General features: G+C 61.5%; 21 protein-coding genes and 1 tRNA gene. 16 read left to right on the plus strand and 6 right to left on the minus strand.

Features of this window, described 5'->3' with window-relative positions:
- Position 1: 1 nt before the first annotated feature.
- The 8 genes from nuoH to D0550_RS29770 all read left to right on the plus strand — a co-directional run bounded on the left by nuoH (position 2) and on the right by D0550_RS29770 (position 7817).
- A complete protein-coding gene (gene nuoH, locus D0550_RS29735) occupies positions 2-1021 on the plus strand; it encodes an NADH-quinone oxidoreductase subunit NuoH (protein ID WP_116812850.1) in 1020 nt (339 codons plus the stop codon).
- Positions 1022-1042: 21 nt separating this feature from the next.
- Positions 1043-1534: an NADH-quinone oxidoreductase subunit NuoI gene (gene nuoI / locus D0550_RS29740; RefSeq protein ID WP_116812825.1), complete on the plus strand. Its 492-nt coding sequence runs from the start codon at positions 1043-1045 to the stop codon at positions 1532-1534.
- Positions 1535-1536: 2 nt separating this feature from the next.
- A complete protein-coding gene (locus tag D0550_RS29745) occupies positions 1537-2160 on the plus strand; it encodes an NADH-quinone oxidoreductase subunit J (protein ID WP_116812826.1) in 624 nt (207 codons plus the stop codon).
- Entirely contained in the window at positions 2157-2462 is a 306-nt protein-coding gene (nuoK, locus tag D0550_RS29750) for an NADH-quinone oxidoreductase subunit NuoK (RefSeq protein ID WP_116812827.1), read from the plus strand. Before D0550_RS29745 ends, nuoK begins: the two co-directional genes overlap by 4 nt.
- A gap of 18 nt (positions 2463-2480) precedes the next feature.
- A complete protein-coding gene (gene nuoL / locus D0550_RS29755) occupies positions 2481-4580 on the plus strand; it encodes an NADH-quinone oxidoreductase subunit L (protein ID WP_116812828.1) in 2100 nt (699 codons plus the stop codon).
- 18 nt (positions 4581-4598) lie between these two features.
- Positions 4599-6134 (plus strand): NADH-quinone oxidoreductase subunit M, encoded by a 1536-nt coding sequence (locus tag D0550_RS29760; protein WP_116812829.1) that lies wholly within the window; start codon positions 4599-4601, stop codon positions 6132-6134.
- Between the two features lie 19 nt (positions 6135-6153).
- Positions 6154-7596 carry an NADH-quinone oxidoreductase subunit NuoN gene (gene nuoN, locus D0550_RS29765; RefSeq protein ID WP_116812830.1) on the plus strand — a complete coding sequence of 481 codons (1443 nt, stop codon included), beginning with the start codon at positions 6154-6156 and terminating at the stop codon, positions 7594-7596.
- Positions 7597-7740: 144 nt separating this feature from the next.
- Positions 7741-7817: transfer RNA gene (locus D0550_RS29770), tRNA-Met, on the plus strand.
- 212 nt (positions 7818-8029) lie between these two features.
- Here D0550_RS29770 and D0550_RS29780 read toward each other — a convergent pair.
- From D0550_RS29780 to D0550_RS29790, 4 genes are all read right to left on the minus strand, one after another.
- Entirely contained in the window at positions 8030-8431 is a 402-nt protein-coding gene (locus D0550_RS29780; protein ID WP_116812832.1) for a type II toxin-antitoxin system MqsA family antitoxin, read from the minus strand.
- A 4-nt stretch (positions 8432-8435) separates the two neighbouring features.
- On the minus strand, positions 8436-8732 hold the full coding sequence (locus D0550_RS29785) for a type II toxin-antitoxin system MqsR family toxin (RefSeq protein ID WP_116812833.1): 297 nt from the start codon (positions 8730-8732) through the stop codon (positions 8436-8438).
- A 125-nt stretch (positions 8733-8857) separates the two neighbouring features.
- Positions 8858-8992: a hypothetical protein gene (locus tag D0550_RS36580; RefSeq protein WP_275129301.1), complete on the minus strand. Its 135-nt coding sequence runs from the start codon at positions 8990-8992 to the stop codon at positions 8858-8860.
- 8 nt (positions 8993-9000) lie between these two features.
- Positions 9001-9888, minus strand: a complete 888-nt coding sequence (locus D0550_RS29790) for a helix-turn-helix domain-containing protein (RefSeq protein WP_116812834.1) — start codon at positions 9886-9888, stop codon at positions 9001-9003.
- Here D0550_RS29790 and D0550_RS37345 point away from each other — a divergent pair.
- On the plus strand, positions 9878-11503 hold the full coding sequence (locus D0550_RS37345) for a phospholipase D-like domain-containing protein (protein WP_153067415.1): 1626 nt from the start codon (positions 9878-9880) through the stop codon (positions 11501-11503). The two genes, D0550_RS29790 and D0550_RS37345, sit on opposite strands and share 11 nt — an antisense overlap.
- Here D0550_RS37345 and D0550_RS29800 read toward each other — a convergent pair.
- Together D0550_RS29800 and D0550_RS29805 are read right to left on the minus strand one after the other, a co-directional pair.
- Entirely contained in the window at positions 11448-12257 is an 810-nt protein-coding gene (locus tag D0550_RS29800; protein WP_116812836.1) for a hypothetical protein, read from the minus strand. The genes D0550_RS37345 and D0550_RS29800 overlap by 56 nt on opposite strands.
- A 13-nt stretch (positions 12258-12270) precedes the next feature.
- Complete coding sequence (locus tag D0550_RS29805; RefSeq protein WP_116812837.1) at positions 12271-12957, minus strand: DUF3313 family protein; 687 nt, start codon at positions 12955-12957, stop codon at positions 12271-12273.
- Positions 12958-13104: 147 nt separating this feature from the next.
- Here D0550_RS29805 and D0550_RS29810 point away from each other — a divergent pair, with 147 nt between their 5' ends.
- From D0550_RS29810 to D0550_RS29840, 7 genes are all read left to right on the plus strand, one after another.
- Positions 13105-13641 (plus strand): RNA polymerase sigma factor, encoded by a 537-nt coding sequence (locus tag D0550_RS29810; RefSeq protein WP_116812838.1) that lies wholly within the window; start codon positions 13105-13107, stop codon positions 13639-13641.
- A complete protein-coding gene (locus tag D0550_RS29815) occupies positions 13628-14662 on the plus strand; it encodes a FecR family protein (RefSeq protein WP_116812839.1) in 1035 nt (344 codons plus the stop codon). The genes D0550_RS29810 and D0550_RS29815 overlap by 14 nt, the downstream gene beginning before the upstream one ends.
- Positions 14663-14757: 95 nt before the next feature.
- Positions 14758-17328: a TonB-dependent receptor gene (locus tag D0550_RS29820; RefSeq protein WP_161966126.1), complete on the plus strand. Its 2571-nt coding sequence runs from the start codon at positions 14758-14760 to the stop codon at positions 17326-17328.
- A 2-nt stretch (positions 17329-17330) separates the two neighbouring features.
- Positions 17331-19259 (plus strand): serine hydrolase domain-containing protein, encoded by a 1929-nt coding sequence (locus D0550_RS29825; RefSeq protein WP_116812841.1) that lies wholly within the window; start codon positions 17331-17333, stop codon positions 19257-19259.
- A gap of 21 nt (positions 19260-19280) precedes the next feature.
- Entirely contained in the window at positions 19281-20279 is a 999-nt protein-coding gene (locus D0550_RS29830) for a dipeptide epimerase (RefSeq protein WP_116812842.1), read from the plus strand.
- Positions 20276-21583 carry a peptide MFS transporter gene (locus D0550_RS29835; protein ID WP_116812851.1) on the plus strand — a complete coding sequence of 436 codons (1308 nt, stop codon included), beginning with the start codon at positions 20276-20278 and terminating at the stop codon, positions 21581-21583. Before D0550_RS29830 ends, D0550_RS29835 begins: the two co-directional genes overlap by 4 nt.
- A gap of 97 nt (positions 21584-21680) precedes the next feature.
- Positions 21681-22976, plus strand: a complete 1296-nt coding sequence (locus tag D0550_RS29840; protein ID WP_161966127.1) for a conjugal transfer protein TraF — start codon at positions 21681-21683, stop codon at positions 22974-22976.
- The last annotated feature ends 4 nt before the right edge of the window (positions 22977-22980 follow it).

Consider the following 22980-nt stretch of genomic DNA (forward strand, 5'->3'; position numbering starts at 1 on the left):
CCTGCCGGAATGGATCCGCGCCGTGGTTTTCTACGGCGTGGTCGCGTTGATTCTGTTCGTCAGCGTGATTCTGACGATGGCGTTCCTGACGCTGGCCGAGCGTCGAGTCATCGGTTCGATCCAGGCACGTATCGGTCCGAACCGAGTCGGTCCCGGCGGCTTGCTGCAGCCGTTCGCCGACGTGCTCAAGCTGATGCTGAAGGAAATCGTCATCCCGTCGGCTTCCAACAAGTTCCTGTTCATCATCGCGCCGTTGCTGGCTGTGATTCCTGCGCTCGCTGCGTGGGCCGTCGTGCCTTTGTGGCCGGGCTTCGCGGTCGCCGACATCAATGCGGGTCTGTTGTACCTGCTCGCGCTCAGCTCGGCGGGTGTGTACGGTGTGATCCTCGCCGGTTGGGCAACCAACTCGAAGTACGCGTTCCTTGGCGCCATGCGCGCCGCGGCACAGATGGTCGCTTACGAAATCGCCATGGGCTTCGCGCTGGTCGGTGTCGTGATGGCGGCCGGCTCGCTGAATCTCGGTGAGATCATCGACAAGCAGTCGGGCGGCTATTTCAGCTACTTCTTCTGGTGGATGATTCCGCTGTTCGTGGTCTATTTCATTTCGGGCGTCGCCGAGACCAACCGCGCGCCGTTCGACGTGGTGGAAGGCGAATCGGAAATCGTCGCCGGCTTCCACGTCGAGTACTCGGGCATGGCGTTCGCCGTGTTCTTCGTCGCCGAGTACGTGAACATGATCCTGATCTCGGCACTGACCGCGATCTTCTTCTTCGGCGGCTGGCTGTCGCCGTTCGAGGGTTATCCGCTGCCGGGCTTCCTGACCGCGCCGGGCTTCCACTGGCTGTTCCTGAAGCTGTCGTTCTTCCTGTTCTGTTACCTGTGGTTCCGTGCGACGTTCCCGCGCTATCGCTACGACCAGATCATGCGTCTGGGCTGGAAGGTGTTCATTCCGGTCACGCTGGTGTGGCTGGTCGTGCTGGGCTTGTTCTTCGTGTACGACATCGGGCCCTGGTCGAAGTAAGGCGGTAAGCAAGAGTTAGCCATGAAAACGCCTGCCAGTTTTTTCAAGACGTTCTTTTTGACCGAGCTGCTGGTCGGTCTGTACGTGACGATGCGCCAGTTCGTGGCGCGTCCGAACATCACGGTCCAGTACCCGGAAGAGAAGACTCCGCAATCGCCTCGCTATCGCGGCCTGCATGCGCAGCGCCGTTATGCGAACGGCCAGGAACGCTGCATCGCCTGCAAGCTGTGCGAAGCGGTGTGCCCGGCGCTGGCGATCACCATCGAGTCCGATGTCGCGGCCGACGGCACCCGCCGCACCACGCGCTATGACATCGATCTGTTCAAGTGCATCTTCTGCGGCTTCTGCGAAGAGGCCTGCCCGGTGGACGCGATCGTCGAGACCCGCATTCACGAGTATCACTTCGAGAATGCCGGCGAGAACATCATGACCAAGGACAAGCTGCTGGCCATCGGCGATCGCTACGAAGCCATGATCGCGGCCGACAAAGCTGCCGACGCGAAGTACCGCTAGTTATGTCCATCACTGAAATTCTTTTCTACGCGTTCTCCGGCGTGCTGCTCGTTTCAGCCGTCGGCGTCATTACTGCGCGCAACCCGGTGCACGCGGCGTTGTTCCTCGTGTTCTCGTTCTTCAACAGCGCCGTGCTGTGGATGCTGCTGGAGGCGGAGTTCCTCGCCATCGTGCTGGTGCTGGTCTACGTCGGCGCCGTGATGGTGTTGTTCCTGTTCGTCGTGATGATGCTCGACGTCAACGTCGCGGAGGTGAGGGCGGGCTTCACTCGCTATGCACCGCTAGGCATTCTCATCGCGCTGATCGTGGTCGCCGAAATCGGTAGCGTCGTGTGGGTGAAGAGCCTCGGCACCGAAGTGACGCCAGTCACTCAGGTCGCGGTGGCGGAGGGCTACAGCAACACCGCCGCGCTCGGTGAGCTGCTCTACACGAAGTTTCTGTATCCGTTCGAGCTCGCGGCGGTGATCCTGTTGCTCGCCATCGTGGCGGCAATCGTGTTGACCATGCGCCGTCGCGCCGGCCTCAAGCAGCAGGACATTGCCGCTCAGGTGTCGGTGCGCGCGCAGGATCGTATCCGCGTGGTGAAGATGCCTCCCGTGATCGAAGGAGGGGAGAAGCAGTCATGATTTCCCTGAACTTCGTCCTGATGCTGGCGGGCATTCTGTTCGCGCTCAGCGTCGCCGGCATCTTCCTGAACCGGAAGAACGTCATTCTGCTGCTGATGTGCATCGAGCTGATGCTGCTCGCGGTGAACTTCAATTTCATCGCGTTCGCGCGCCAGCTGGGTGATCTCAGCGGGCAGGTGTTCGTGTTCTTCATCCTTACGGTCGCGGCCGCCGAGTCCGCCATCGGTCTCGCCATCCTGGTGGTGCTGTTCCGCGAGCGTAAGAGCATCAACGTCGAGCAGCTCGACACGATGAAGGGCTAGTCCCCGGATTAACAAGAAATGATCTCGCAATCCGTACTCCTGACCATCGTTCTCGCGCCGTTGCTGGCGGCCATCCTCGCTGGCATCGCCGGCAAGGTCATCGGCCGCGCCGGCGCTCATACCGTCACCATTGCCGGTGTCGCCATCGCGTTCGGCCTGTCGGCCTACGTGCTGAAGCTGCTGCTGGTCGATAACGCACCCATCGTCAACCAGACCGTCTACACCTGGCTGGTGAGCGACGGCATCCGCATGGAAGTCGGCTTCCTGGTCGACAAGCTCAGCGCCATGATGATGACCGTGGTGACCTTCGTGTCGCTGTGCGTGCACGTCTACACCATCGGTTACATGAAGGACGATCCGGGCTATCAGCGTTTCTTCGCTTATATCTCGTTGTTCACGTTCTCCATGCTCATGCTGGTGATGTCGAACAACTTCATGCAGCTGTTCTTCGGCTGGGAAGCGGTGGGCGTGGTGTCGTACCTGCTGATCGGCTTCTGGTACACGCGGCCGTCGGCGATCTTCGCCAACATGAAGGCCTTCCTGGTGAACCGCGTCGGCGACTTCGGCTTCGTGCTCGGCATCGCGGGCGTCGCTTATTACACCGGCTCGCTCGACTACGCGACGGTGTTCGACGCGCGCGACTCCATCGTCGCGAACACGATGACGATCTTCCCGGGCGTGGAGTGGCAGGCGATCACGGTCGTTTGCATCTGCTTGTTCATCGGCGCGATGGGTAAGTCGGCGCAGGTGCCGCTGCACGTGTGGCTGCCGGACTCGATGGAAGGCCCGACGCCGATCTCGGCACTGATCCACGCGGCAACGATGGTGACCGCGGGCATCTTCATGGTGGCGCGTATGTCGCCGCTGTTCGAGCTGTCCGAGACGGCGCTGTCGACGGTGCTGGTCATCGGTGCGACCACGGCGTTCTTCATGGGCCTGCTGGGCCTGGTGAACAACGACATCAAGCGCGTCGTCGCGTACTCGACGCTCTCACAGTTGGGCTACATGACGGTGGCGCTGGGTGTGTCCGCTTACGCCGGCGCGCTGTTCCACCTGATGACTCACGCATTCTTCAAGGCGCTGCTGTTCTTGGCTGCGGGCTCCGTAATCATCGGCATGCATCACGAGCAGGACATGCGGAAGATGGGCGGCCTGAAGAAGTACATGCCTATCACGTACTGGACGTCAGCGATCGGCACGCTCGCGCTGATCGGCTTCCCGGGCACGTCGGGCTTCTTCTCGAAGGACGCGCTGATCGAAGCGGTGCATGCATCGAACATTCCGGGCGCGACCTACGCGTACTGGTGCGTGTTCCTCGGCGTGTTCGTCACCGCGTTCTACAGCTTCCGTCTGTTGTTCATGACCTTCCACGGTCCGGAGCGTTTCCGCGAGGTGTCGCATGAATCTCACGGCGAGAGCAACAGCACGCATCTGACGAGCGACGCGGACGCAGGTCACGAGCCTGATACTCATGACGATCATGGCCACGCAGCCGCGGGTGCTCATGGCACGGCCCACGACGATCACGGTCATCACGGCCCGGTCGAGCCGCACGAGAGCCCATGGGTCGTGACGTTGCCGCTGATCCTGCTGGCGATTCCGTCGCTGTTCATCGGCGCGGTCACGATCGGCCCGATGCTGTTCGGCGACTACTTCAACGGCGTGCTGTTCGTGAGCGAAGAGCACAACGTGCTCGGCCACATCGGTGAGGAGTGGCATGGCCCGTTCCAGTTCATCGTCCACGCGATGATGCAGCCGCCGGTGTACCTGGCGTTCGCGGGCTGGGCGCTGGCCTGGTTCCTGTACATCAAGCGTCCGGACCTGCCGGCGGTCATCGCCGACAAGTTCTCGGCGCTGTATCAGCTGTTCGCCAAGAAGTTCTACTTCGACGAGATCAATCAGGCGGTCTTTGCGAAGGGCAGCGTCGGTCTGGGTACCGCGCTGTGGCGGGTGGGTGACGTGGCGATCATCGATGGCGCGGCGGTCAATGGCTCGGCGCGCTTGGTTGGCTGGCTGTCCGGCGTCATGCGCCGTCTGCAGTCCGGCTATCTGTATCACTACGCGTTCGCGATGATCATCGGCCTGTCGGTGCTCCTCGCGTGGTATGTGCTGCGGTAATTCAAAGTAGAACCAGATATGTCGACGATTACCTGGCCCATTCTCAGTGTTTTGATGTGGCTGCCCATCGCCGGTGGTGTGGCCATGATCCTGCTCGGCGACAAGGGCATTGCGCTCGGTCGCTGGATCGCGCTCGTCACGACTGCCGTCACGTTCGGCATCTCGACGCTGCTGTGGACGAACTTCGATACCACGACCGCGGCGATGCAGTTCGTCGAGGAGCGCACCTGGATCCCGGTGTTCAACTCGTTCTACGCGCTCGGCGTGGACGGCTTCGCCATGCCGCTGATCGTGCTGACGGCGTTCATCACGCCGCTGGTGGTGATCGCCGGCTGGAGCGTGATCGACAAGCGCCCGGCGCAGTACTACGCGGCGTTCCTGATCCTCGAAGGCTTGATGATCGGTGTGTTCGCGGCACTCGATGCGTTGCTGTTCTACGTGCTGTGGGAAGCGATGCTGATCCCGATGTTCATCATCATCGGTATCTGGGGCGGACCGCGCCGTGTGTACGCGACGATCAAGTTCTTCCTGTACACGTTCCTCGGCTCGGTGTTCATGCTGGTCTCGCTGATCTACATGTATCTGCAGACCTGCGATGCCGGTCAGTGCAGCTACGCGATCGCCGAATTCCAGCGCCTGCCGCTGGGCCTGAACGAGCAGCTGTTCATTTTCTGTGCGTTCCTGGCCGCGTTTGCGGTGAAGGTGCCGATGTGGCCGGTGCACACCTGGTTGCCGGATGCGCACGTCGAAGCGCCCACCGGCGGCTCGGTGATTCTGGCGGCGATCATGCTGAAGATGGGCGGCTACGGCTTCCTGCGCTTCTCGCTGCCGATCACGCCGGATGCGAGCGACACGCTCGACTGGCTGGTGATCTCGCTATCGCTGATCGGCGTGGTGTACATCGGCTTCGTCGCCCTGGTGCAGCAGGACATGAAGAAGCTGATCGCGTACTCGTCGATCGCGCACATGGGCTTCGTTACGCTCGGCTCGTTCCTGACGTTCGAGTTGATGCGCGTGAACAGCGGTGACACGACCGGTGCTGCGATGGGCATCGACGGCGCGATGGTGCAGATGATTTCGCACGGCCTGATCTCGGGCGCGATGTTCTTCTGCGTCGGCGTGCTGTACGACCGTGTGCACAGTCGAGAGATCAGCGCGTACGGCGGCGTGGTGAACACCATGCCGATCTTCGCCGCGTTCATGGTGTTGTTCGGCATGGCGAACTCGGGCCTGCCTGCGACGTCCGGTTTCGTCGGCGAGTTTTTGGTCATTCTCGCCAGCTTCCGTGCCGATTTCTGGTACGCGTTCCTGGCCGGCCTGACGCTGATCCTCGGTGCCGCTTACACCTTGTGGCTGGTGAAGCGCGTGGTGTTCGGCCCGGTGGCCAACCATCACGTTGCCGAGCTGACGGACGTGAATGGCCGCGAGTTCCTGGTCCTCGGCGTGCTGGCGCTGGCGGTGCTCGGGCTTGGCCTGTGGCCCGCACCCTTGCTGGACGTGATGCGCCCCACGGTGGAAAACCTGGTGCAGCAGATCACCGTCTCCAAGCTCTGAACCTATCGAGCCTAAGTAGATGGAAGCAGTAGTAACAAACTTTGGTATGCAGGCTGCGGCGGCAGAGATTTTCCTGCTGGCGGCGATCTGCGTGATCTTGCTGGTCGACGTGTTCCTGGACGACACCAAGCGCTGGGTCACTTATGCACTCACCATGCTCACGCTGGCGGGCTGCGCGTTCGTCACGGTGAACTATGCGGTCGACGGTCGCGTGGTTGCCTTCGACGGCATGTTCATCGCCGATCCGATGGGCGACGTGCTCAAGCTGTTCTCTTACGGAACGGTCGCTGTGTCGCTGCTGTATTCACGCGAATACCTGGAGCGGAACGGCCTGTTCCGCGGCGAGTTCTTCATCCTGACGCTGGTCGCACTGCTCGGCGTGATGGTGATGACCTCGGCCGGCAGCTTGCTGACCGTGTATCTCGGCGTCGAGTTGTTGTCGCTGTCGCTGTACGCGATGGTGGCGTTCGATCGTGAGTCGGGCGTCGCAGCCGAGTCGGCGATGAAGTATTTCGTGCTCGGCGCGATTGCTTCCGGTGCGCTGCTATACGGCTTCTCGATCCTCTACGGCGTCGCGGGCACGTTGCAGCTCGATGAGCTGGCGGTGTCGGTGCGCGAAGTAGGGGCGGGCAACCTGGGCCTGATCTTCGGCCTGACGTTCGTCATCGTCGGTATCGCGTTCAAGTTCGGCGCCGTGCCGTTCCACATGTGGGTGCCCGACGTTTATCACGGTGCTCCGACGCCGGTGACGTTGTTCATCGGCTCCGCACCGAAGATCGCGTCCTTTGTGCTCGCGATCCGCGTGCTGGCTGAAGGTCTCGATGCGATGGTCGCGAGCTGGCAGGGCATGCTGATCGCGATCGCCGTGGCGTCGATGCTCATCGGCAACGTGGTTGCGATCGCGCAGACCAATCTGAAGCGCATGCTGGCGTACTCGACCATCTCGCACGTCGGCTTCATCCTGCTGGGCATTCTCGCCGGCACGACCGACGGCTACCGCGCGTCGATGTTCTACACACTGACCTACGTAATCATGTCGGTCGGCTCGTTCGGCATGATCCTGCTGCTGTCGCGCAAGGGCTTCGAAGCCGACCAGCTCGAGGACTTCAAGGGTCTGGCTCGCAAGAGCCCCTGGTTCGCCGCGGTCATGATGATGCTGATGTTCAGCACCGCCGGCGTGCCGCCGTTCGTCGGCTTCTGGGCCAAGATCGCCGTGCTCGGTGCAGTGGTGAACGTGGGCCTGAGCTGGTTGGCCGCGGTGTCCGTGCTGCTGTCCGTGGTGGCTGCGTTTTACTACCTGCGCGTCATCAAGCTCATGTACTTCGATGAGCCGTCCGATACCTACACCATCGAAGCTGGCGGCACGCTGCGCGCCGTGCTGAGCGCCAACGGCGTGGCCGTGCTGGCCCTCGGACTTTTCCCGTCGGTGTTGCTGGACCTGTGCGCGCGGGTCCTGCCGTAACGCGGGCATCTTGAAAAATACCGCCGTCGACTGCATTTACAGCGTCGACGGCGGATATTCCGCGCTGATTTTTCTGTAGTTCTTAGACCGATTATTTAGCTTGTAATGTTCGACACAGGGCGCTTACAATGCGCGCCCTCCTGTTGCGGGGTGGAGCAGTCTGGCAGCTCGTCGGGCTCATAACCCGAAGGTCGTAGGTTCAAATCCTACCCCCGCTACCAACTCGGTTTTCCGGGTTGCCTCATGTACCCAGGCTCCGATTCACCTCTGGGTACGGCGGCTCTGACGAACTCCTCCGTCAGTCGCGTCTTCATGTTTACCGTGCACGTACTGACCAACGTCAGGCGTTTCGGCGCTCGCGCGGTTTATTCTTTCTGCGGTTGTGTCGATCTCACATTGCAGATGTCAGAGAAGAGCATTGGGCCCGGCGAAATTACGCCGCTCTGATTTCCTCGAGCAGCTCAGGGTGACGATCCAGCACCTTCAATAGCTTGATCAATGCCAGCGGCGGTTTGGTCTTGCCATTCTCGTAACGCGAAAACGCATTGATTCCGCCGCCGAAGATTTCGGCAGCTTCGCGCTGGTCCAGCGATAGTTTCTTACGCACTCTGGTAATGAAATCAGGATCGACGATGCTTGCGTTGACCTGACGATTGAACGCCAACATCACCGTACTTACACGCGCCCATTCAGAGGTGCTGAGCACGCTCTCGCCGCAGGCAGGGCAGTAGTCGCCGACCACGTCCGAGATGGTGGTCGTCTCGCCCTTGTAGATGTACGGCTGGTCGCGGGTGTCAGGCACCAGCTCGGCCGTTCCGCACTTGGGGCACTTCATGTGATCACAGCTCCTTGAAGGACACGATCAGCACGTCATCGAGGACCGTCAGTTTCAGATAGACCTCGCCAACGATCGTCATGGGACGGTACACGTCCTGCCAGATGCGGTGGTCGGAGTGCGTCGTCATGCTCTTGTAGAAATCTTGGGGAGTCAGTGCTTCGACAATGCTGACCATGCCCTCGAAATCCAAACCCAGCGCCGCACCCCCGGCCAGCGCCGTGAAGGTGGCTCTGACATGGCCAGCTTCGACCAGGGTCTTCACCGCAGACAGCCTGTAATGAGGTGTTCGCTTTTCCATGCGAATACTAACCTAATGGGTTAATTTTTGGCAACTTGGTTAGTCGCCTGGGTTATATTCCCGGCGCGTTGATCTCTCGCCAGTGGCTGCAGCGGGGAATCGAAGGCGAGTCTATGAGTCGCCAGCTAGGTAGTTGCTTCAGTTAAGGCGGCTTTTCTTACTTTGGTCGTCTGCTCGACGATCCACGACTCGATGGGCGTCAACTGCTGCTGAAACAGCGTAAGTAACTGCTTGTGTGCATCGGCGTTGGCGGCCGGCATTGCGATCTCTAGTCCGACTTCTTCCCGGGCACCAGCTTCATTGCGGACCAGGTGCCATCGACCATGCACATGTCGACCTCGATGAGGCCGAGCGGCAGCGCTGCGTCGAGAATCACATCCGCAGTGACATCGGTGTATTCCTGCGACGATCGCTTCGGCCAGCTGATCCAGATACAGGCATCGTCACGCAGCTTACCGGCGTGCTTTTTCAGAAGAGTATCGAGCTGTCTACGGCGCGTGACGAAGATGTGGATGAATCGTGTCGACTTGGTGAGGCGCGCGACGAGTCTGGCGCCTTTCGGTACGGATTCGAGCAGTTCCTGGTAGTGCCCCGGCGCGTTGATAGTGAACAGGCGCATGTTGGGCAGAATCCCAAGCTTTTGCGCCAGGGGCGTTCCGGCAGGTCGGCTGCGGGCGGGCTCGTTCTGCTCGGGATGGTAGGAGCCAGAGATTTCCCGCACGGCAACAGCCAGATCGATATTGAGCACTCGCGCGATGCGCACCAGCTCCGGGCCTTTGATCGCGCGCTCGCCGTTCTCGTATTTCCATACGAAATTGTCATACATGCCGAGCATGCGTGACAGCTCGACCTGAGCCAGCCCCATTTTCTCCCGCGCTTCGATCAGGATGGCGCGCATCCGACCGGCGTCAGGGGTGTAGTTCTTCAAAGCCGCAGCGCTCTGCTGGCAACCATGACCAGGGCGCACTATCGAACTGCAATTCCGCAAATCCCAAAATGGGATACCGGAGCACTCTGCAACGGCGTGTGCGACGGCGACCTGCTCAGAACCTCCCACAGGCAGTACCATCATGCACTTGGCCGAGAACTTATAGAGATCGCCGATGTCTGTGCCCTCGGGCTCCACATCCCACTGCAACCGAGCGATGAGTCGCATATCACCCTCGATCCCACGCTCCCTCGCAGCGATTGGCGCGGTATTGGTGTTGGCGTACTCCGCGTCGTGCGCACAGCTCGAGCCTCGTCCACAACTCCCCGAAGAGGCCGCTCTGGCGGTTGCCGATGACACGCCGTTGGATCGGGCGGCCGGGGCGGTCGAGGCGAGCCGTCCGGGCGAGTCGGCGTTTCGGCTGGTCGTCGAGGGGACCGAAGCGTTTGTGGTTCGTGTGCAAACCGCGCGCATGGCGAAGCGCAGTATCGATGTGCAGAGCTACATCTGGCATGCCGATCTCACGGGCATGTATTTCGCCAATGAATTGCTGCTCGCCGCGGACCGTGGCGTGAAAGTGAGAGTACTGCTCGATGACGTCGATGCGCGCAGGAACAACGACGCGATAGCAGCGCTCTCTGCTCATCCCAACATCGAGATTCGAACGTTCAATCCGTTCGCATCAAGACGTGGAACACTGAGCCTGGTTGCCGAGGGCCTGCGCAGCTTCTCGCGCGTCAACCGCCGCATGCACAACAAGAGCTGGATCGCCGACAACCGCATCGCCATCGTAGGCGGCCGAAACGTCGGTGACGAATACTTCAGCGCCAGCGAAGAGGTGAACTTCCTCGATCTGGATTTTGCGATGGTCGGTCCGGTCGTGCGCGAGGCGTCGAAGTCATTCGATGAGTATTGGAACTCGGCATCGGCGTACCCGATGGAGACGCTCGATCCGGACAAAGTCAGCACTGAGGCGCTGAACAAATTGCGGCCTCGACTGGCTGCGCAGGCGGCACAGGCGGAAAACAGCTCGTATGTTCAGGCGCTGCGCAGCAACGACGCGATCAAACGCATGCTCGAAGGCGATTGGCCGATGCACTGGTCGCGCAAGTACCAGTTCGTGGCGGATGACCCGGGCAAAGTGCAGGAACGGGACCCCAAGCGTTCGCAGGTCTCTGCAGCGCTTGTGCCGATGGCGGAAGCGGCGCAGTTGCGGCTCTCGATCATCTCTCCATACTTCGTGCCGGGAGAGCAGGGCACAGCCGTGCTGACGAGCGCCGCTCACCATGAACGGAGCGTGCGCGTGCTGACCAATTCGCTCGTCGCGAACGACGTGGCAGCGGTGCACGGCGGTTACTCACGCTATCGCAAACCATTGCTCGAGGCGGGAGTGCAGATCTGGGAGCTGAAGCCGCTGACGGGCGGCGCCGCAGGCTCCAGGCTCCAGCTTTTTTGGATCGTCCGGCGCGAGCTTGCACACGAAAGCACTGGCGGTGGACGGCCGCTCGCTCTTTGTCGGCAGCTACAACCTCGACCCACGCTCGGCGTGGTTGAACTGCGAGCAAGGCGTGCTCGTCGAGAACGACGAGCTGGCCCTGCAGCTGGAGCAGATCTTCCAGAAACAGACCGACGGCGAGCACGCGTGGCAGGTCACGCTGGCGGACGGCAAGCTGTCGTGGAGCGATGGCGAGGAACATCTCACCAAAGAGCCGGAAGCATCCGTTGGGCGTCGCTTTCAAGCGTGGTTCGCGCGCACGTTCCGGCTCGACGCGCAGTTGTGAGAGTGCTTATCTCCGGGAGCCAAACCCCACCACCAAACCCGCCCAAGGTCCCTTGTATCTGAAGTCGAACGAGCCATTCCAGTGCTCTTTGCGGGCGTCGACGTTCATGCTGTAGTAGTCGTAGCCAACGAAGATCGAGAAGTGCTGCGTCGGGCCCCAATAGAAATTGGCGGAGCCATTGTTGAGCGAGCCGCTGAGGTCGTCGAACTCCAGACGGAATATCTGCACATTGGCGTCGAACAGAAAGCTGTTACCGAGGCGGCGCTGGTAGCCGAGGCCAATGACGGGCAAGGGAACATCCGAATCCGCTTCTGCGCGGATCGAGCCGGTTGCCGCATCCAGGTCGGCCTTGACCTTCGTGTAGTGCACGCCGAACTGACCTGTGAGCCGCTGCCGGTCATCGGCGATGAATGCGAAGTAGTAGCTCAGGCGCGCCACGTCTGTTCGGAACAGGCTATGGATCGAGGTCTGAAGCGGATAGCTTTGACCACGAAAATTGATGGTGTGATCGATGGTCTTCGTGGCGGTGCGGCCCAGCTCGAAATACAGCAGATCGAGGCTGTGGCGGCGGCCGAAATTCCAGGTCATGCCGCCGGTGTACAAAGTGTCGCTATCCGCTAGCCCGAGGTCGCTCTCCAGATCGATCGTCGTGCCGATGAGTCCAAAGCTGCCGGTGCCGTTGGCTTTCACGGTCGTGTCGACCTCAGGCCAGAACGCCCCGGCGCTGATCGAGAAGCGATGATCGAAAGGATCGTCGGGCTGTGCGTATGCGGTGCTCGCGAGTACCAGGCAACCAAAGAGCACGCAGCTGCGCATTGCGGTTCCGCAATCAGCTGGGCTTGCCGCGTGACGCGTCCAATGCGTTCCTTAGCGTATCCGCCCAGCTGGTGATGATGCGCTTGGCTTCGGCGCTGTTGGTGACCGAGTTGGTCCACTGCCAGCTCATGTTGTCAGCGTTGCGTCGATCGAAGGCTCGGCTCAACAGCGTGCCGGTCACCGAGTCGCGCAGCTCGACCACCAGGGTCATCTCGCCGGCATCGGCGGTATAAGTGCGCACGCGGCCGGCCGTCTGCATCGACACGTCGGGTGCATTGATATAGAGATTGACGATCGCAGGGCGGACCTCGAGCACATCCGCAGCCGATTCGGTCACCAGCTGATAGCCGCCCTTGGTCTGCAGCTCGTTCACCATCACTTCGGCGAACATGTCGGCGAGTCCCTGGCGAATCCGCTCGCGGTCCGGCTCGTTCATCTGATACAGCGCCGAATCCTGCTCTGGCTTCCAGTTCTTGCTGAACTCGATGTAGACCGGCCGCACCAGCAGCTTGTTGTAAGGGGACAGGTTCGCCCCGGGCCGTCGATAGACGGCATCCACGCCTTTGACCTCGACGCGCTCCAGTCCTTCCTGAGTCGACAGCTCGTCGATGGGAGATTGCTTGGTCGTCTGGCACGCGCCCAGCCCGCACAGGACGGCTGCTGCGAGCAGTACGTTCAACGTTGGCTGTAGGCGCTTCATCGACTTCCGTTATAAGCGTGGGCTCGGGCCGATCCATCCGTGCAAGGGGATGGGAAAAGTGCCGTTTTCGGTGCCCGGAGGGGGGAGGATTTAGACTATCGCCCAGTCTTAAACGCACCGGAATTGTGCCCCGAGTGCGCACGAGTTATGTCCAACCTTGACCAACAGAATCGGCTGGTGGAGTGGTTTCGCCGCTGGCGAACGCCATTGCGCCGATTCCTGGCCAGCCGCAGCGCTGTGCGTCCCGCCGATTTCGACGATGTGGCACAGGAAGTGTTCCTGCGGCTGCTGCGCTATGACGCCGCCCAGATCGTCGAACATCCACAGGCGTACCTGTTCAAGATGGCGTCGAACGTGGCCGCGGAGTGGAGCATCCGGTCCAGCAATCGGTTGCAGCACGAGCCGCACTGGTTGGCTACGCTGCCTGCCGAGGACAGTCCGGAGCAGGCGTTGGATTCCGAGGCCGCGCAACGGGAGATCCTGCGCGCCCTCAATACGCTGTCACCTCGCGAGCGAGCTATTTTGAAACTTTATTTCGAGGAGGGCCTGAGCCAGGCGCAGATCGCTGCCCGGCTCAATGTTTCCTTTCGGATCGTGCGGCGTGACTTCGAAAAGAGCTACGGCAAATTGCGACGCGAGCTCAATGACGAATTGACCAGAGCGCTCCAGTATGGACACGAATGACCGGCGCGCCCGCGCCACACACGAGGCAACCCAGTGGTGGAATCGGCTGAGCATTCAGAAGCCGACGGAAGTGTCTCAGTCCGACCGCGAGCTGTTCACCGAATGGCTGCGGGAGTCGCCGCTGCACGTCGCGGAGTTTCTCCGCGTCGCGCAGGTCCACGATTCGCTCGAACGCTTCAAGCTGTGGGGTGAAGTGGAGGTCGATGGCGCCGAGCAGCCCGACAACGTCGTGCCTCTGCGCGACATGGAATTCCCCGAGCCGACGAACGTCAGTGTCAAAGCTCGCTCGCGAGTCGGCACCTGGGCGATTGCCGCAAGCAGCTGCCTGATTGCAATTCTGGTCGCGTGGTTCGCGCTTGGACTGCGCGGCGATGTGATCGAGTCGAAGCAAGCCGAGCGGCGACAGGTGATGCTGGAGGACGGCACGGTCGTGCAACTCGAGCCGGAGACGCGCTTGCGCGTGAAGTTCGAGGACCAGTTGCGCCGGGTTGAGCTCGAACACGGACGCGCCCTGTTTCGCGTTGCCAAGAATCCGCAGCGTCCATTCCTGGTCAGCGCCGAGCAAACATCGGTGCGTGCCGTCGGCACAGCCTTCGGTGTGGAAAGCGGATCGCGAGGCGTCGTCGTCACGGTTGCCGAAGGCAAAGTGGCGGTCATCGACTCGCCTAAAGCGCAGGCCTCGGGGGGTGAGATATTCCTGACCGCCGGACAACAAGTCACCGTGCAGGACTCCGGTGCCGTGGCTCCGGTCCGAGTCGTTGACACCACGCGCGCGCTGGCGTGGGCGCAAGGTCAGCTCGTGTTCGAGAACGACACGCTGGCCGACGTGGTCCGCGAATTCAATCGCTACAACCGAGTGCAGCTGAGCATCACCGATGCGGAGCTTGCCGCTCGCAAGGTCAGTGGTGTCTTCGAGGCCACGGACTCGGAAACCCTGCTTGCTTTCATTCGTGAGAGCGGCAGCGACATCAGTATCACCCGGAGCGATGCAAGGATCGTCATCGGCTCGAACGCTCGATGAAGTTTTGGAGCGCGCCCCGGGGGGAGGAATCGAGCGCTCACCCAGTCTTCTGCCTGCCCACATATTCATGCTTAACAGGGGCGGGGAGAAAGATTATGCGGCTCGGCGTGACATCGATGCTTGCCTGTGTCGGGATCGTGAGTGTTTCGGTCGCGGCTGAATCCAACGCCGCCATTCTTCGGCACAACCTGCATATCCCGCGGCAAACACTGGACGTCGCCCTCAAGGATCTTGCGCAACAGACCGGATTGCAGATCGTTCGTTTCAGCGACGCCGTGAAGGGCGACGCGATGGTCGGCCCGCTCAACGGCAATTACTCTGCCGAGCAGGCGTTGCGAGAGTTGCTCGCGCCGACCGGCCTGACGTATCGGCCGCTCAACGATCGCGCCTACATCGTCGTCACGACACAAGAGCTGACGCAGAAGTCCGGCGCCGCGACGACCTCGCCGGAGCGCTTGTCGCTGCCGAATGTGTCACCGCAATCGTTGCAGGTGACTCAAGCTGAGCCCAGCGTCGTGGGCGGCGGCGGCACTCCAGCCGAAAGCAACGCATCCGGCAATTCGCCGTCGAATAGCGTCAGGTCGCTCGAGGAGATCATCGTCACGGCGCAGAAGGTCGAGGAGCGTCTGCGGGATATTCCGATGTCGATCACTGCGATGACGAGTCGCGACCTGCAGGCACTCGGCGCGACCCAGTTCGTCGACTTCGCCAACACCGTGCCGAGCTTGAATTTCACCAGCAGCGGTGTGGGCCAAACGCAGGTCAATCTGCGTGGCATCACCAGCGGATACAACGTCTCGCCGACGGTTGGAATCTATGTGGACGATGTGCCGTACGGGTCCAGCACGGCATTCGTGGTAGGCGCGCAGCTGGCGCTGGATGTCGGTCTGTTCGATATGACTCGCGTTGAAATCCTGCGTGGACCGCAGGGCACGCTGTACGGTGCCAGCACCATGGGCGGTCTGGTGAAGTACGTCACGAACATGCCGGATACGACAGCCTACGGCGGCACCGTGCGAGCCAATGTTTCCGGCACGCAGGACGGTGGCGTTGGTTACGACGCATCGAGTGCGGTCAACATTCCGTTGGTGGACGACAAGGCTGCGCTGCGTGTGGGCGGCTTCTATACGCACAATGGCGGCTACGTCAATAATCTCGCCCGCAATGACAAAGACGTGGATGCGGCCGACATGTACGGCGGCCGAGTCGACTTCCTGTTCGCGCCGACGGATCGTTTGTCGGTGCGATTGACTGCGTTCGCACAAGATATCGATCGCGATGGTTCGATCGCTGCCGACTTCGATCGCTCGACCGGCGTTCCAATCGACGGCAAGCTGGATCAGCGGCGCCAGATGCCTGAAACCTTCGAGCAGAGCTTCCGCCTGGCCAGCGCCACGGTGAAGTATTCATTCGACTTCGCCACGCTGACTTCGATCAGCAGCTATCAGACGGTGAGCAGCGACGCCATCACTGATTTCTCGGCGTTGTACGTTCCGGCCTTTGGCGGACCTGGTGTGTTCAGTGCCGTCGGCCTGGCTCGGAACGCGGATACGGACAAGTTCACGCAGGAGTTGCGTTTGTCCGGGACCGGTTCGGTGGTCGACTGGTTGATCGGCGGCTTCTACACCAAGGAGGACAGCGAGCAGTTCCAGCAATTGCAGCCGTACGATCCGAGCGGTGCGCGGTCGCCCGTGAATCTGCTGACCCTGACGGTGCCGAGCAAATACGAGGAATACGCGGCATTCGGCAATCTCACATTCCACGTCACCGACAAGCTCGATGTCACGGGCGGCGTCCGTTACGCCCACAACAAGCAGCAACAGGAGCAGTTGGGGTCAGGCCTGCTGATCGGCGTCGTGCCGGTGCGTAAGGACAGCGACAGTGTGCCGACCTATCTCGCCAACGTTCGTTATCGTGTGAACGACAACTTCATGCCGTACGTGCGTTTTGCCACGGGCTATCGCCCCGGCGGTCCGAACGCGGTGTTGAACGATCTGAATGGTCAGCCCATGGCGCTGCCGACGTTCGATGACGACCGGCTCACCAGCTATGAGGCGGGCGTCAAGGTCGGCAGTGCGGATCGCCGTTTCAATGCCGACGTCTCGGTCTACTACGTCGATTGGAAGGACATACAGATCACTGCAATCCGCAATGGCCTGGGCGTGATCGCCAATGCAGCGAAGGCTCGCAGCGAAGGTTTGGAGATGACGTTGACGGCGTTGCCGATGGATGATCTCACCATCATGGGCACGTTTGGTTACACCAATGCCGAGCTCGCTGCGGACGCGCCGGATCTCGGCGGCGTGAAAGGCGAGTCGTTGCCGGATACGCCCTCAATCACAGCCGCGCTGTCTGCCGAATATCGCTTCGCTCTGAGCAACTACGAAGCGTTCGCAGGCGGTATCGTGCGCTATGTCGACGACCGAAACGGCAGCTTCGATCTGGCCCAAGGCATGCCGCAGTACAAGCTGCCCAACTACACGGCAGTCGACCTTCGCACCGGCATGAATGTCGGCGGCACGCGCGTTCAGCTCTACTGCAGGAACGTGACCAATGAGCGTGGCCAGCTCTCCGCAATCACGGGCACTTCGGTGGCGGGCGGTCCGGCGAACGTCAGTATCCTGCAGCCACGGACTTACGGTCTCAGCGTCGATGTGAGCTTCTGATCGTGCTCGCATGGTTGAAGAGGGCTGCCATCGCGGCGGCCCTGCTATGCGCGTGCCCCGTGCTTGCCGACACCTCGCCGACGCTGACAAGACCTGACGTCGATGCATGGCTCGACGGCTTCATGCCGTATGCGCTTCAGCAAGGAGACATTGCTGGAGCGGTGGTCGTCGTGGTGAAGGATGGGAGCATCCTGACGCAGCGAGGGTTCGGATATGCCGACCTCGAAGCGCGCGAGCCCATGGACCCGGAGCGCACGGTGATGCGTGTGGGTTCGATCTCGAAATTGTTCACGTGGACAGCACTGATGCAACTGGTCGAGCGCGGCCAGGTCGCGCTCGATGCCGACGTGAACACGTATCTCGATTTCCAGATCCCCGCGCTCGATGGCGAGCCCATCACCGTGCGCAACTTGATGACGCACACGCCAGGGTTCGAAGAGCAGATGAAGAACGCGCTGGCCTACGATCCAGCGACCGCACCGAGGTTCGAAACGCTGTTGAAGCAGTGGATACCAAAGCGAATCTTCGCGCCCGGGACCACACCGGCGTATTCGAATTACGCAACGGCGCTGGCCGGCTACATCATCCAGCGAGTCTCCGGCGTGCCGCTGGACGACTACCTGGATACCCAGATCCTCGGTCCGCTCGGCATGACGAGCTCGACCTTCCGACAACCGTTGCCGAGTGAATTGCAGCCAAGAATGGCGAAAGGCTATTCCGCAGCTTCCGGGCCGGCGCGTCCGTTCGAGATCGTCGGGCTCGCGCCCGCGGGGGCTTTGTCAGCGACCGGAACCGACATCGCGAAGTTCATGCTGGCGCATCTGAATCAAGGACGGTTCGGCGAGGCGGAGATTCTTCGGCCAGAAACCGCTCAGTTGATGCACGGAACATCGCTGACCATTCTGCCGCGGGTGGATCGCATGCTGCTTGGCTTCTGGGAAGCCAATTACAAAGGTCGGCGTGTCATCGCACACGGCGGCGATACGCAATGGTTCCACGGCGACCTGCGACTCTATGTCGATGACGGCGTCGGTATGTTTGTCGTGTGTAACAGCATGGGCAAGGGAATGGCCGCGATCGACCTGCGTTTCGAGCTGTTCGAGCAGTTTGCCGATCGCTACCTGCCCGTGCCCGGTTGGAGCGCGGGCCCGGGGGTCGATGAGCAGACGGCTCGCGATCATGCCCGGCTCATCGCCGGCCGCTACGTGAATTCACGTCGCTCCGACTCCAGTTTCATGAGTCTGCTCAATCTCGCCAGTGCCATCGACGTCGTCGACTATCACGACGGCACGATCGGTGTGTCGATGGTCCGCAATGGCTCCGGAACGCCGCGACGTTGGCGCGAAGTCGAGCCGTTCGTGTGGCAGCTCGATGGCAGCTCGCGATTGCTGTCGGCCGAGGTGCGACAGGGAGCTGTCGCGCGATTCTCTTTCGATGAAGTGTCTGCGTTCATGGTGTTCGAGCGACCCTCGTCGGCGAGGGGAGGCTGGCTGCTGCCTGCATTTCTTGCGTCGTTGGTGGCGATGCTGGTGACCACGGTCGCATGGCCGGTGAGTGCGCTGATACGTCGACGCTACGGCATCACAGACCGTCGTTCTGTCGGCGACATCATCGCGCACCGCTGGCTGCGCATCGCTGCCATTGCAACGCTCGTGGTGTGGGTGGCGTGGGCGATGACGATCGGCACGATGATGTCCGACCTCTCGAAATTGTCGGAGCGGCTCGATGGCTGGCTGTGGATCCTGCACATCGTTTCCATCGTCACCGTGGTCGGCGGGGTGATCGCCGCGCTATGGCACGCGAATCGTGTGCTTCGCGGCCAGCGGCGCTGGTATGCGAAGACTTGGGCCATAGCGATGGTGGCGGCGATGAACGTGAGCCTCTGGCTGGCCGTCGCCTATAACGTAATCACTTCCGGCGTGAATTACTGAGTCGCCGCTGCAGGAGTACGCATGGAAATCGATGTTCGAGTAGAGCACCTGCCGCTGCGCGCGCCGGTTCGTATCACGGGTTACACATTCATCGAAGTGCCCGTCATCGTCGTCGAGCTGCGGGATGGAGAATACGTGGGCCGCGGTGAAGCGGCCGGCATCTATTATCGAAACGAATCGCCCCAGCGGATGATGAGTCAGATCGAGGCCATCTGGCCGGTGCTGGAGGCAGGCGGGGATCGAAGCATGCTCGCGCATCTTCTGCTGCCAGGAGGTGCACGTAATGCGCTCGACTGTGCGCTCTGGGATCTCGATGCAAAGCGCGCGGGCAAACCCGCGTGGCAACTTGCCGGGCTGGAAGCGCCGATACCGAAAGTCACCACTTTCACGCTGGGCGCAGATGCTCCGGATGCAATGGCCGAGCAAGCGCGAGCGTGGTCGCAGGCGCGTGCATTGAAACTCAAATTGACGGGCGAGCCAATCGATGCCGAGCGGGTGAGGGCAGTGCGAGCCGCGCGTCCTGACGTGTGGCTGGGCGTCGATGCAAACCAAGGCTACGACGTGGGCTCGCTGCGGAACATGCTGCCGGCATTCGTCGAGGCCGATGTGCGCTTGATCGAGCAACCGGTGCCGCCGGCATTGGATGGAGGATTGCCTGCTCTGCAATCGCCGATTCCGATCGCGGGCGATGAAAGTGTGCTGTGTCTGGCGGACTTGCCGCGCTGTGTGGGGCGCTTCGATGCCATCAACATCAAGCTCGACAAATGCGGCGGCTTGACCGAGGGCCTGGCGATGGCGCGCGTCGCGAAGCGGCTCGGGTTCAAGGTCATGGTCGGCAACATGGGAGGCAGCTCGCTTGCCATGGCGCCCGGCTTCCTGCTCGCGCAGCTGTGCGATCTAGTCGATCTCGATGGCCCGCTGGTGCTGGCCACCGACCGTGCGCCCAGGGTCAGCTATGAGAACGGCCACCTCTCGTGTCCGGATTCGTTGTGGGGCGCAGCCGTCGCGACGCGCCCATGAGCACGTCTCAAGCCACGTGGTTCGGCCAGCCACGCGGACTCACGATTCTGTTCCTGACCGAGATGTGGGAGAAGTTCTCCTTCTTCGGCATGCGCACGCTGCTGGTTTACTACATGACCAAGCAGCTGCTGATCGGGCAGGAGAAGGCCTCGCTCATCTACGGACTCTATGCAGCGTGTGCGTACCTCACACCGATTGCTGGTGGATATATTGCGGATCGGTGGCTGGGCACGCGACGCGCTGTGATCGCCGGGGGTGCCATCATGTCGCTGGGTCACTTCATGATGGCATCCGAAAGTATGTTTTTGCCGGCGCTGGCTACGATCGCGCTCGGCAATGGGTTGTTCCTGCCCAATCTGCCCAGTCAGATTCATGGTCTGTACTGCGATCGGGATCCGCGCCGCGGGCCGGCCTACAACCTTTATTACGCCGGCATCAATCTCGGGGCTTTTTTTGCGCCACTCATCTGTGGAACCTTGGGCGAGGTTTACGGCTGGCACTACGGATTCGGTGCGGCTGGCATCGGCATGCTGCTGGGATTGCTGATTTATGTGGGCGGTGCTCGTTATCTGCCGCCGGATACGCCGCGGGTTGCCGCTGAAACATCCAACGGGCGATCGGGGGATGTCACGCGCCAGATGATTCTGCTCGTGAGCATTGCCTTGGTTGTCGTGGTCTTCCGAGGCGCGTACGAGCAGCTCGGCAACACCTTCGCGATCTGGGCGGACCAGGGCGTCGATCGGCGCATTGCGGCGGGGCTGACCATTCCCATGACCTGGTTTCAGTCGCTCAACCCGATGTATGTATTTTTGCTGACGCCGGTGTTGGTGATCTGGTGGACTCGTGCGGGACGGCGCGGTCGCGATCCTTCGCCGCTGGTCAAAATGGCGATGGGAGCGGCGCTGGTCGGATTGGCCTATCTCATGCTGGCGCTGCTGCTGAGCGTGCAGGTCGGTGTCGTGAGTTGGATGTGGGCGGTGCTGTTTGTTTTTCTGTTGACCGCGGGCGAACTGCTCATTCTGCCTACCGGTCTTGCACTGTTCGGTCAGCTGGCGCCGCGGCGTCTCGCTGCAACGGTGATGGCGCTGTGGTTTCTCGGCTCGTTCGGCGGCAATCTGCTGGCCGGTGTGCTGGGCTCTCTGTGGACTTCGCTGGGCGCGACAGCGTTCTTCATGCTGATGGGTGCAGTGGCGGGCCTGGCCGCAGTGCTGCTGCTGGTGATCAAACAACGCGTTACGGAGATCCCTGAATCCCCTTCACTGGAGTTCCCGCAAGCGCGCCGGGACAGCGTGACCGGCGTCTAAGTTCCTTGCCAGGAAACTCCCCCGGCGCTTCAGTTCGGTACAGTCCCTGCCGCCCAGTAGGGCAACGAAAACCAGAACGATGGCAGTGGAGGTTTCAGTGAAGAGTGTTGGCATAGCGGCCGCAGTGAGCGCGGCTCTGTTTTCGTGCGCGTCCTTCGCGGCGCCGGGCTTCGTCGATTCGGGCCCCAATCTTTCGGACAACGGTGCTTCGGGCGCGTGGACCGCGCTCTACGCCACCCGCAATCCCGCCGGCTCTGAGTTCGCGATCGCGCCCGAGTCCTCATTCCGCCTGGGCATTCTCAGCTCGATCGGTCTGAGCATGGAAGTGGGCCCGGTCGACAACTTCTCCGACGAGATCGACGATCTGATCGACCAGCTGGATCGCGACGACATTTCGCTGGCCGAGGGCAATGCGCTGGTCGACCGCTTCAATGCCATTCTCGGTCCCTTGAGCCGCGACGGCTACGTGAAAGTGCAGGGCGGCGTGCAGGTGCCGCTGTTCCCGATTCTCTATCGCAACAGTCTCGGCGTGTTCACGCTCGACGCCAACATCAGCGGGCAGGCGCGATTGGGCCTGCTGGATGCTCCGCTGACTTACAACTCGGTGTCGGAAGAGATCGAAACCGCCTCCGCAGCGTACGTGAAAGCAGGGCGAGTGAATGAGCTCGCGCTCGGCTTCAGCCGGCCGGTGTGGCAGCAACCCGGCCGACGGCTGATCGTCGGCGGCAGCCTCCGCTATCTGCAGGCCACGCTCAGCAAACAAGTGGTGGCGCTGGAATCGATCGAGGATGGCGACGAAGTCCAGGACGTGCTCAAAGACAGCTACGACGCCAACGAGCGTAAGTCGAGCAACGTGACGGTGGATGTCGGCGCGATCTACGACGCCTCCAACTACCGCGTCGGCGTGACGTTCGCGAATCTCACCGAGCCGGACTTCAAGTACGGCGCGATCGGCAGCAACTGCGGAGCGCTCAGTGGCAGCGCGCAGTACAACTGCTTTACCGCGGCGTACTTCGGCAATCGCATCGCTCTGAACGAGACCTGGACGCTCGAGCGTCTGGCGACTCTGGAAGGCGCGGTGTTCTTCGCGTCCGGCCGGGGTTCGCTGGCCGCCAGCGTCGATCTCAACGACGTGCACGATCCGGTCGGCGATCTCAACCAGAACGCCAAGATCGCGCTCGGCTACAAGACGCTGAGCAACTGGTTGCCGGACTTCCGCGTCGGCTATCGCAAGAACCTGGCGGGCACCGAGCTGAGCAGTGCGTCCCTCGGCTTCACATTCTTCGGCGCCGTGCACCTCGACGTGTCGAGCAGCCTCGACTCAACGAATATCGACGGTCGCTCCGTGCCGAGGACGGTCGCGTTCAACCTCGGCTTCGAGATGAGCTATTGATCAA

It is taken from the genome of Steroidobacter cummioxidans (genome assembly GCF_003104955.1).

Coding starts and splice junctions, on each gene's coding strand:
- nuoI (WP_116812825.1), top strand. CDS start 1,043: ATGAAAACGCCTGCCAGTTTTTTCAAGACGTTCTTTTTGACCGAGCTG.
- D0550_RS29745 (WP_116812826.1), top strand. CDS start 1,537: ATGTCCATCACTGAAATTCTTTTCTACGCGTTCTCCGGCGTGCTGCTC.
- nuoK (WP_116812827.1), top strand. CDS start 2,157: ATGATTTCCCTGAACTTCGTCCTGATGCTGGCGGGCATTCTGTTCGCG.
- nuoL (WP_116812828.1), top strand. CDS start 2,481: ATGATCTCGCAATCCGTACTCCTGACCATCGTTCTCGCGCCGTTGCTG.
- D0550_RS29760 (WP_116812829.1), top strand. CDS start 4,599: ATGTCGACGATTACCTGGCCCATTCTCAGTGTTTTGATGTGGCTGCCC.
- nuoN (WP_116812830.1), top strand. CDS start 6,154: ATGGAAGCAGTAGTAACAAACTTTGGTATGCAGGCTGCGGCGGCAGAG.
- D0550_RS29780 (WP_116812832.1), bottom strand. CDS start 8,431: ATGAAGTGCCCCAAGTGCGGAACGGCCGAGCTGGTGCCTGACACCCGC.
- D0550_RS29785 (WP_116812833.1), bottom strand. CDS start 8,732: ATGGAAAAGCGAACACCTCATTACAGGCTGTCTGCGGTGAAGACCCTG.
- D0550_RS36580 (WP_275129301.1), bottom strand. CDS start 8,992: ATGCCGGCCGCCAACGCCGATGCACACAAGCAGTTACTTACGCTGTTT.
- D0550_RS37345 (WP_153067415.1), top strand. CDS start 9,878: ATGAGTCGCATATCACCCTCGATCCCACGCTCCCTCGCAGCGATTGGC.
- D0550_RS29790 (WP_116812834.1), bottom strand. CDS start 9,888: ATGCGACTCATCGCTCGGTTGCAGTGGGATGTGGAGCCCGAGGGCACA.
- D0550_RS29800 (WP_116812836.1), bottom strand. CDS start 12,257: ATGCGCAGCTGCGTGCTCTTTGGTTGCCTGGTACTCGCGAGCACCGCA.
- D0550_RS29805 (WP_116812837.1), bottom strand. CDS start 12,957: ATGAAGCGCCTACAGCCAACGTTGAACGTACTGCTCGCAGCAGCCGTC.
- D0550_RS29810 (WP_116812838.1), top strand. CDS start 13,105: ATGTCCAACCTTGACCAACAGAATCGGCTGGTGGAGTGGTTTCGCCGC.
- D0550_RS29815 (WP_116812839.1), top strand. CDS start 13,628: ATGGACACGAATGACCGGCGCGCCCGCGCCACACACGAGGCAACCCAG.
- D0550_RS29820 (WP_161966126.1), top strand. CDS start 14,758: ATGCGGCTCGGCGTGACATCGATGCTTGCCTGTGTCGGGATCGTGAGT.
- D0550_RS29830 (WP_116812842.1), top strand. CDS start 19,281: ATGGAAATCGATGTTCGAGTAGAGCACCTGCCGCTGCGCGCGCCGGTT.
- D0550_RS29835 (WP_116812851.1), top strand. CDS start 20,276: ATGAGCACGTCTCAAGCCACGTGGTTCGGCCAGCCACGCGGACTCACG.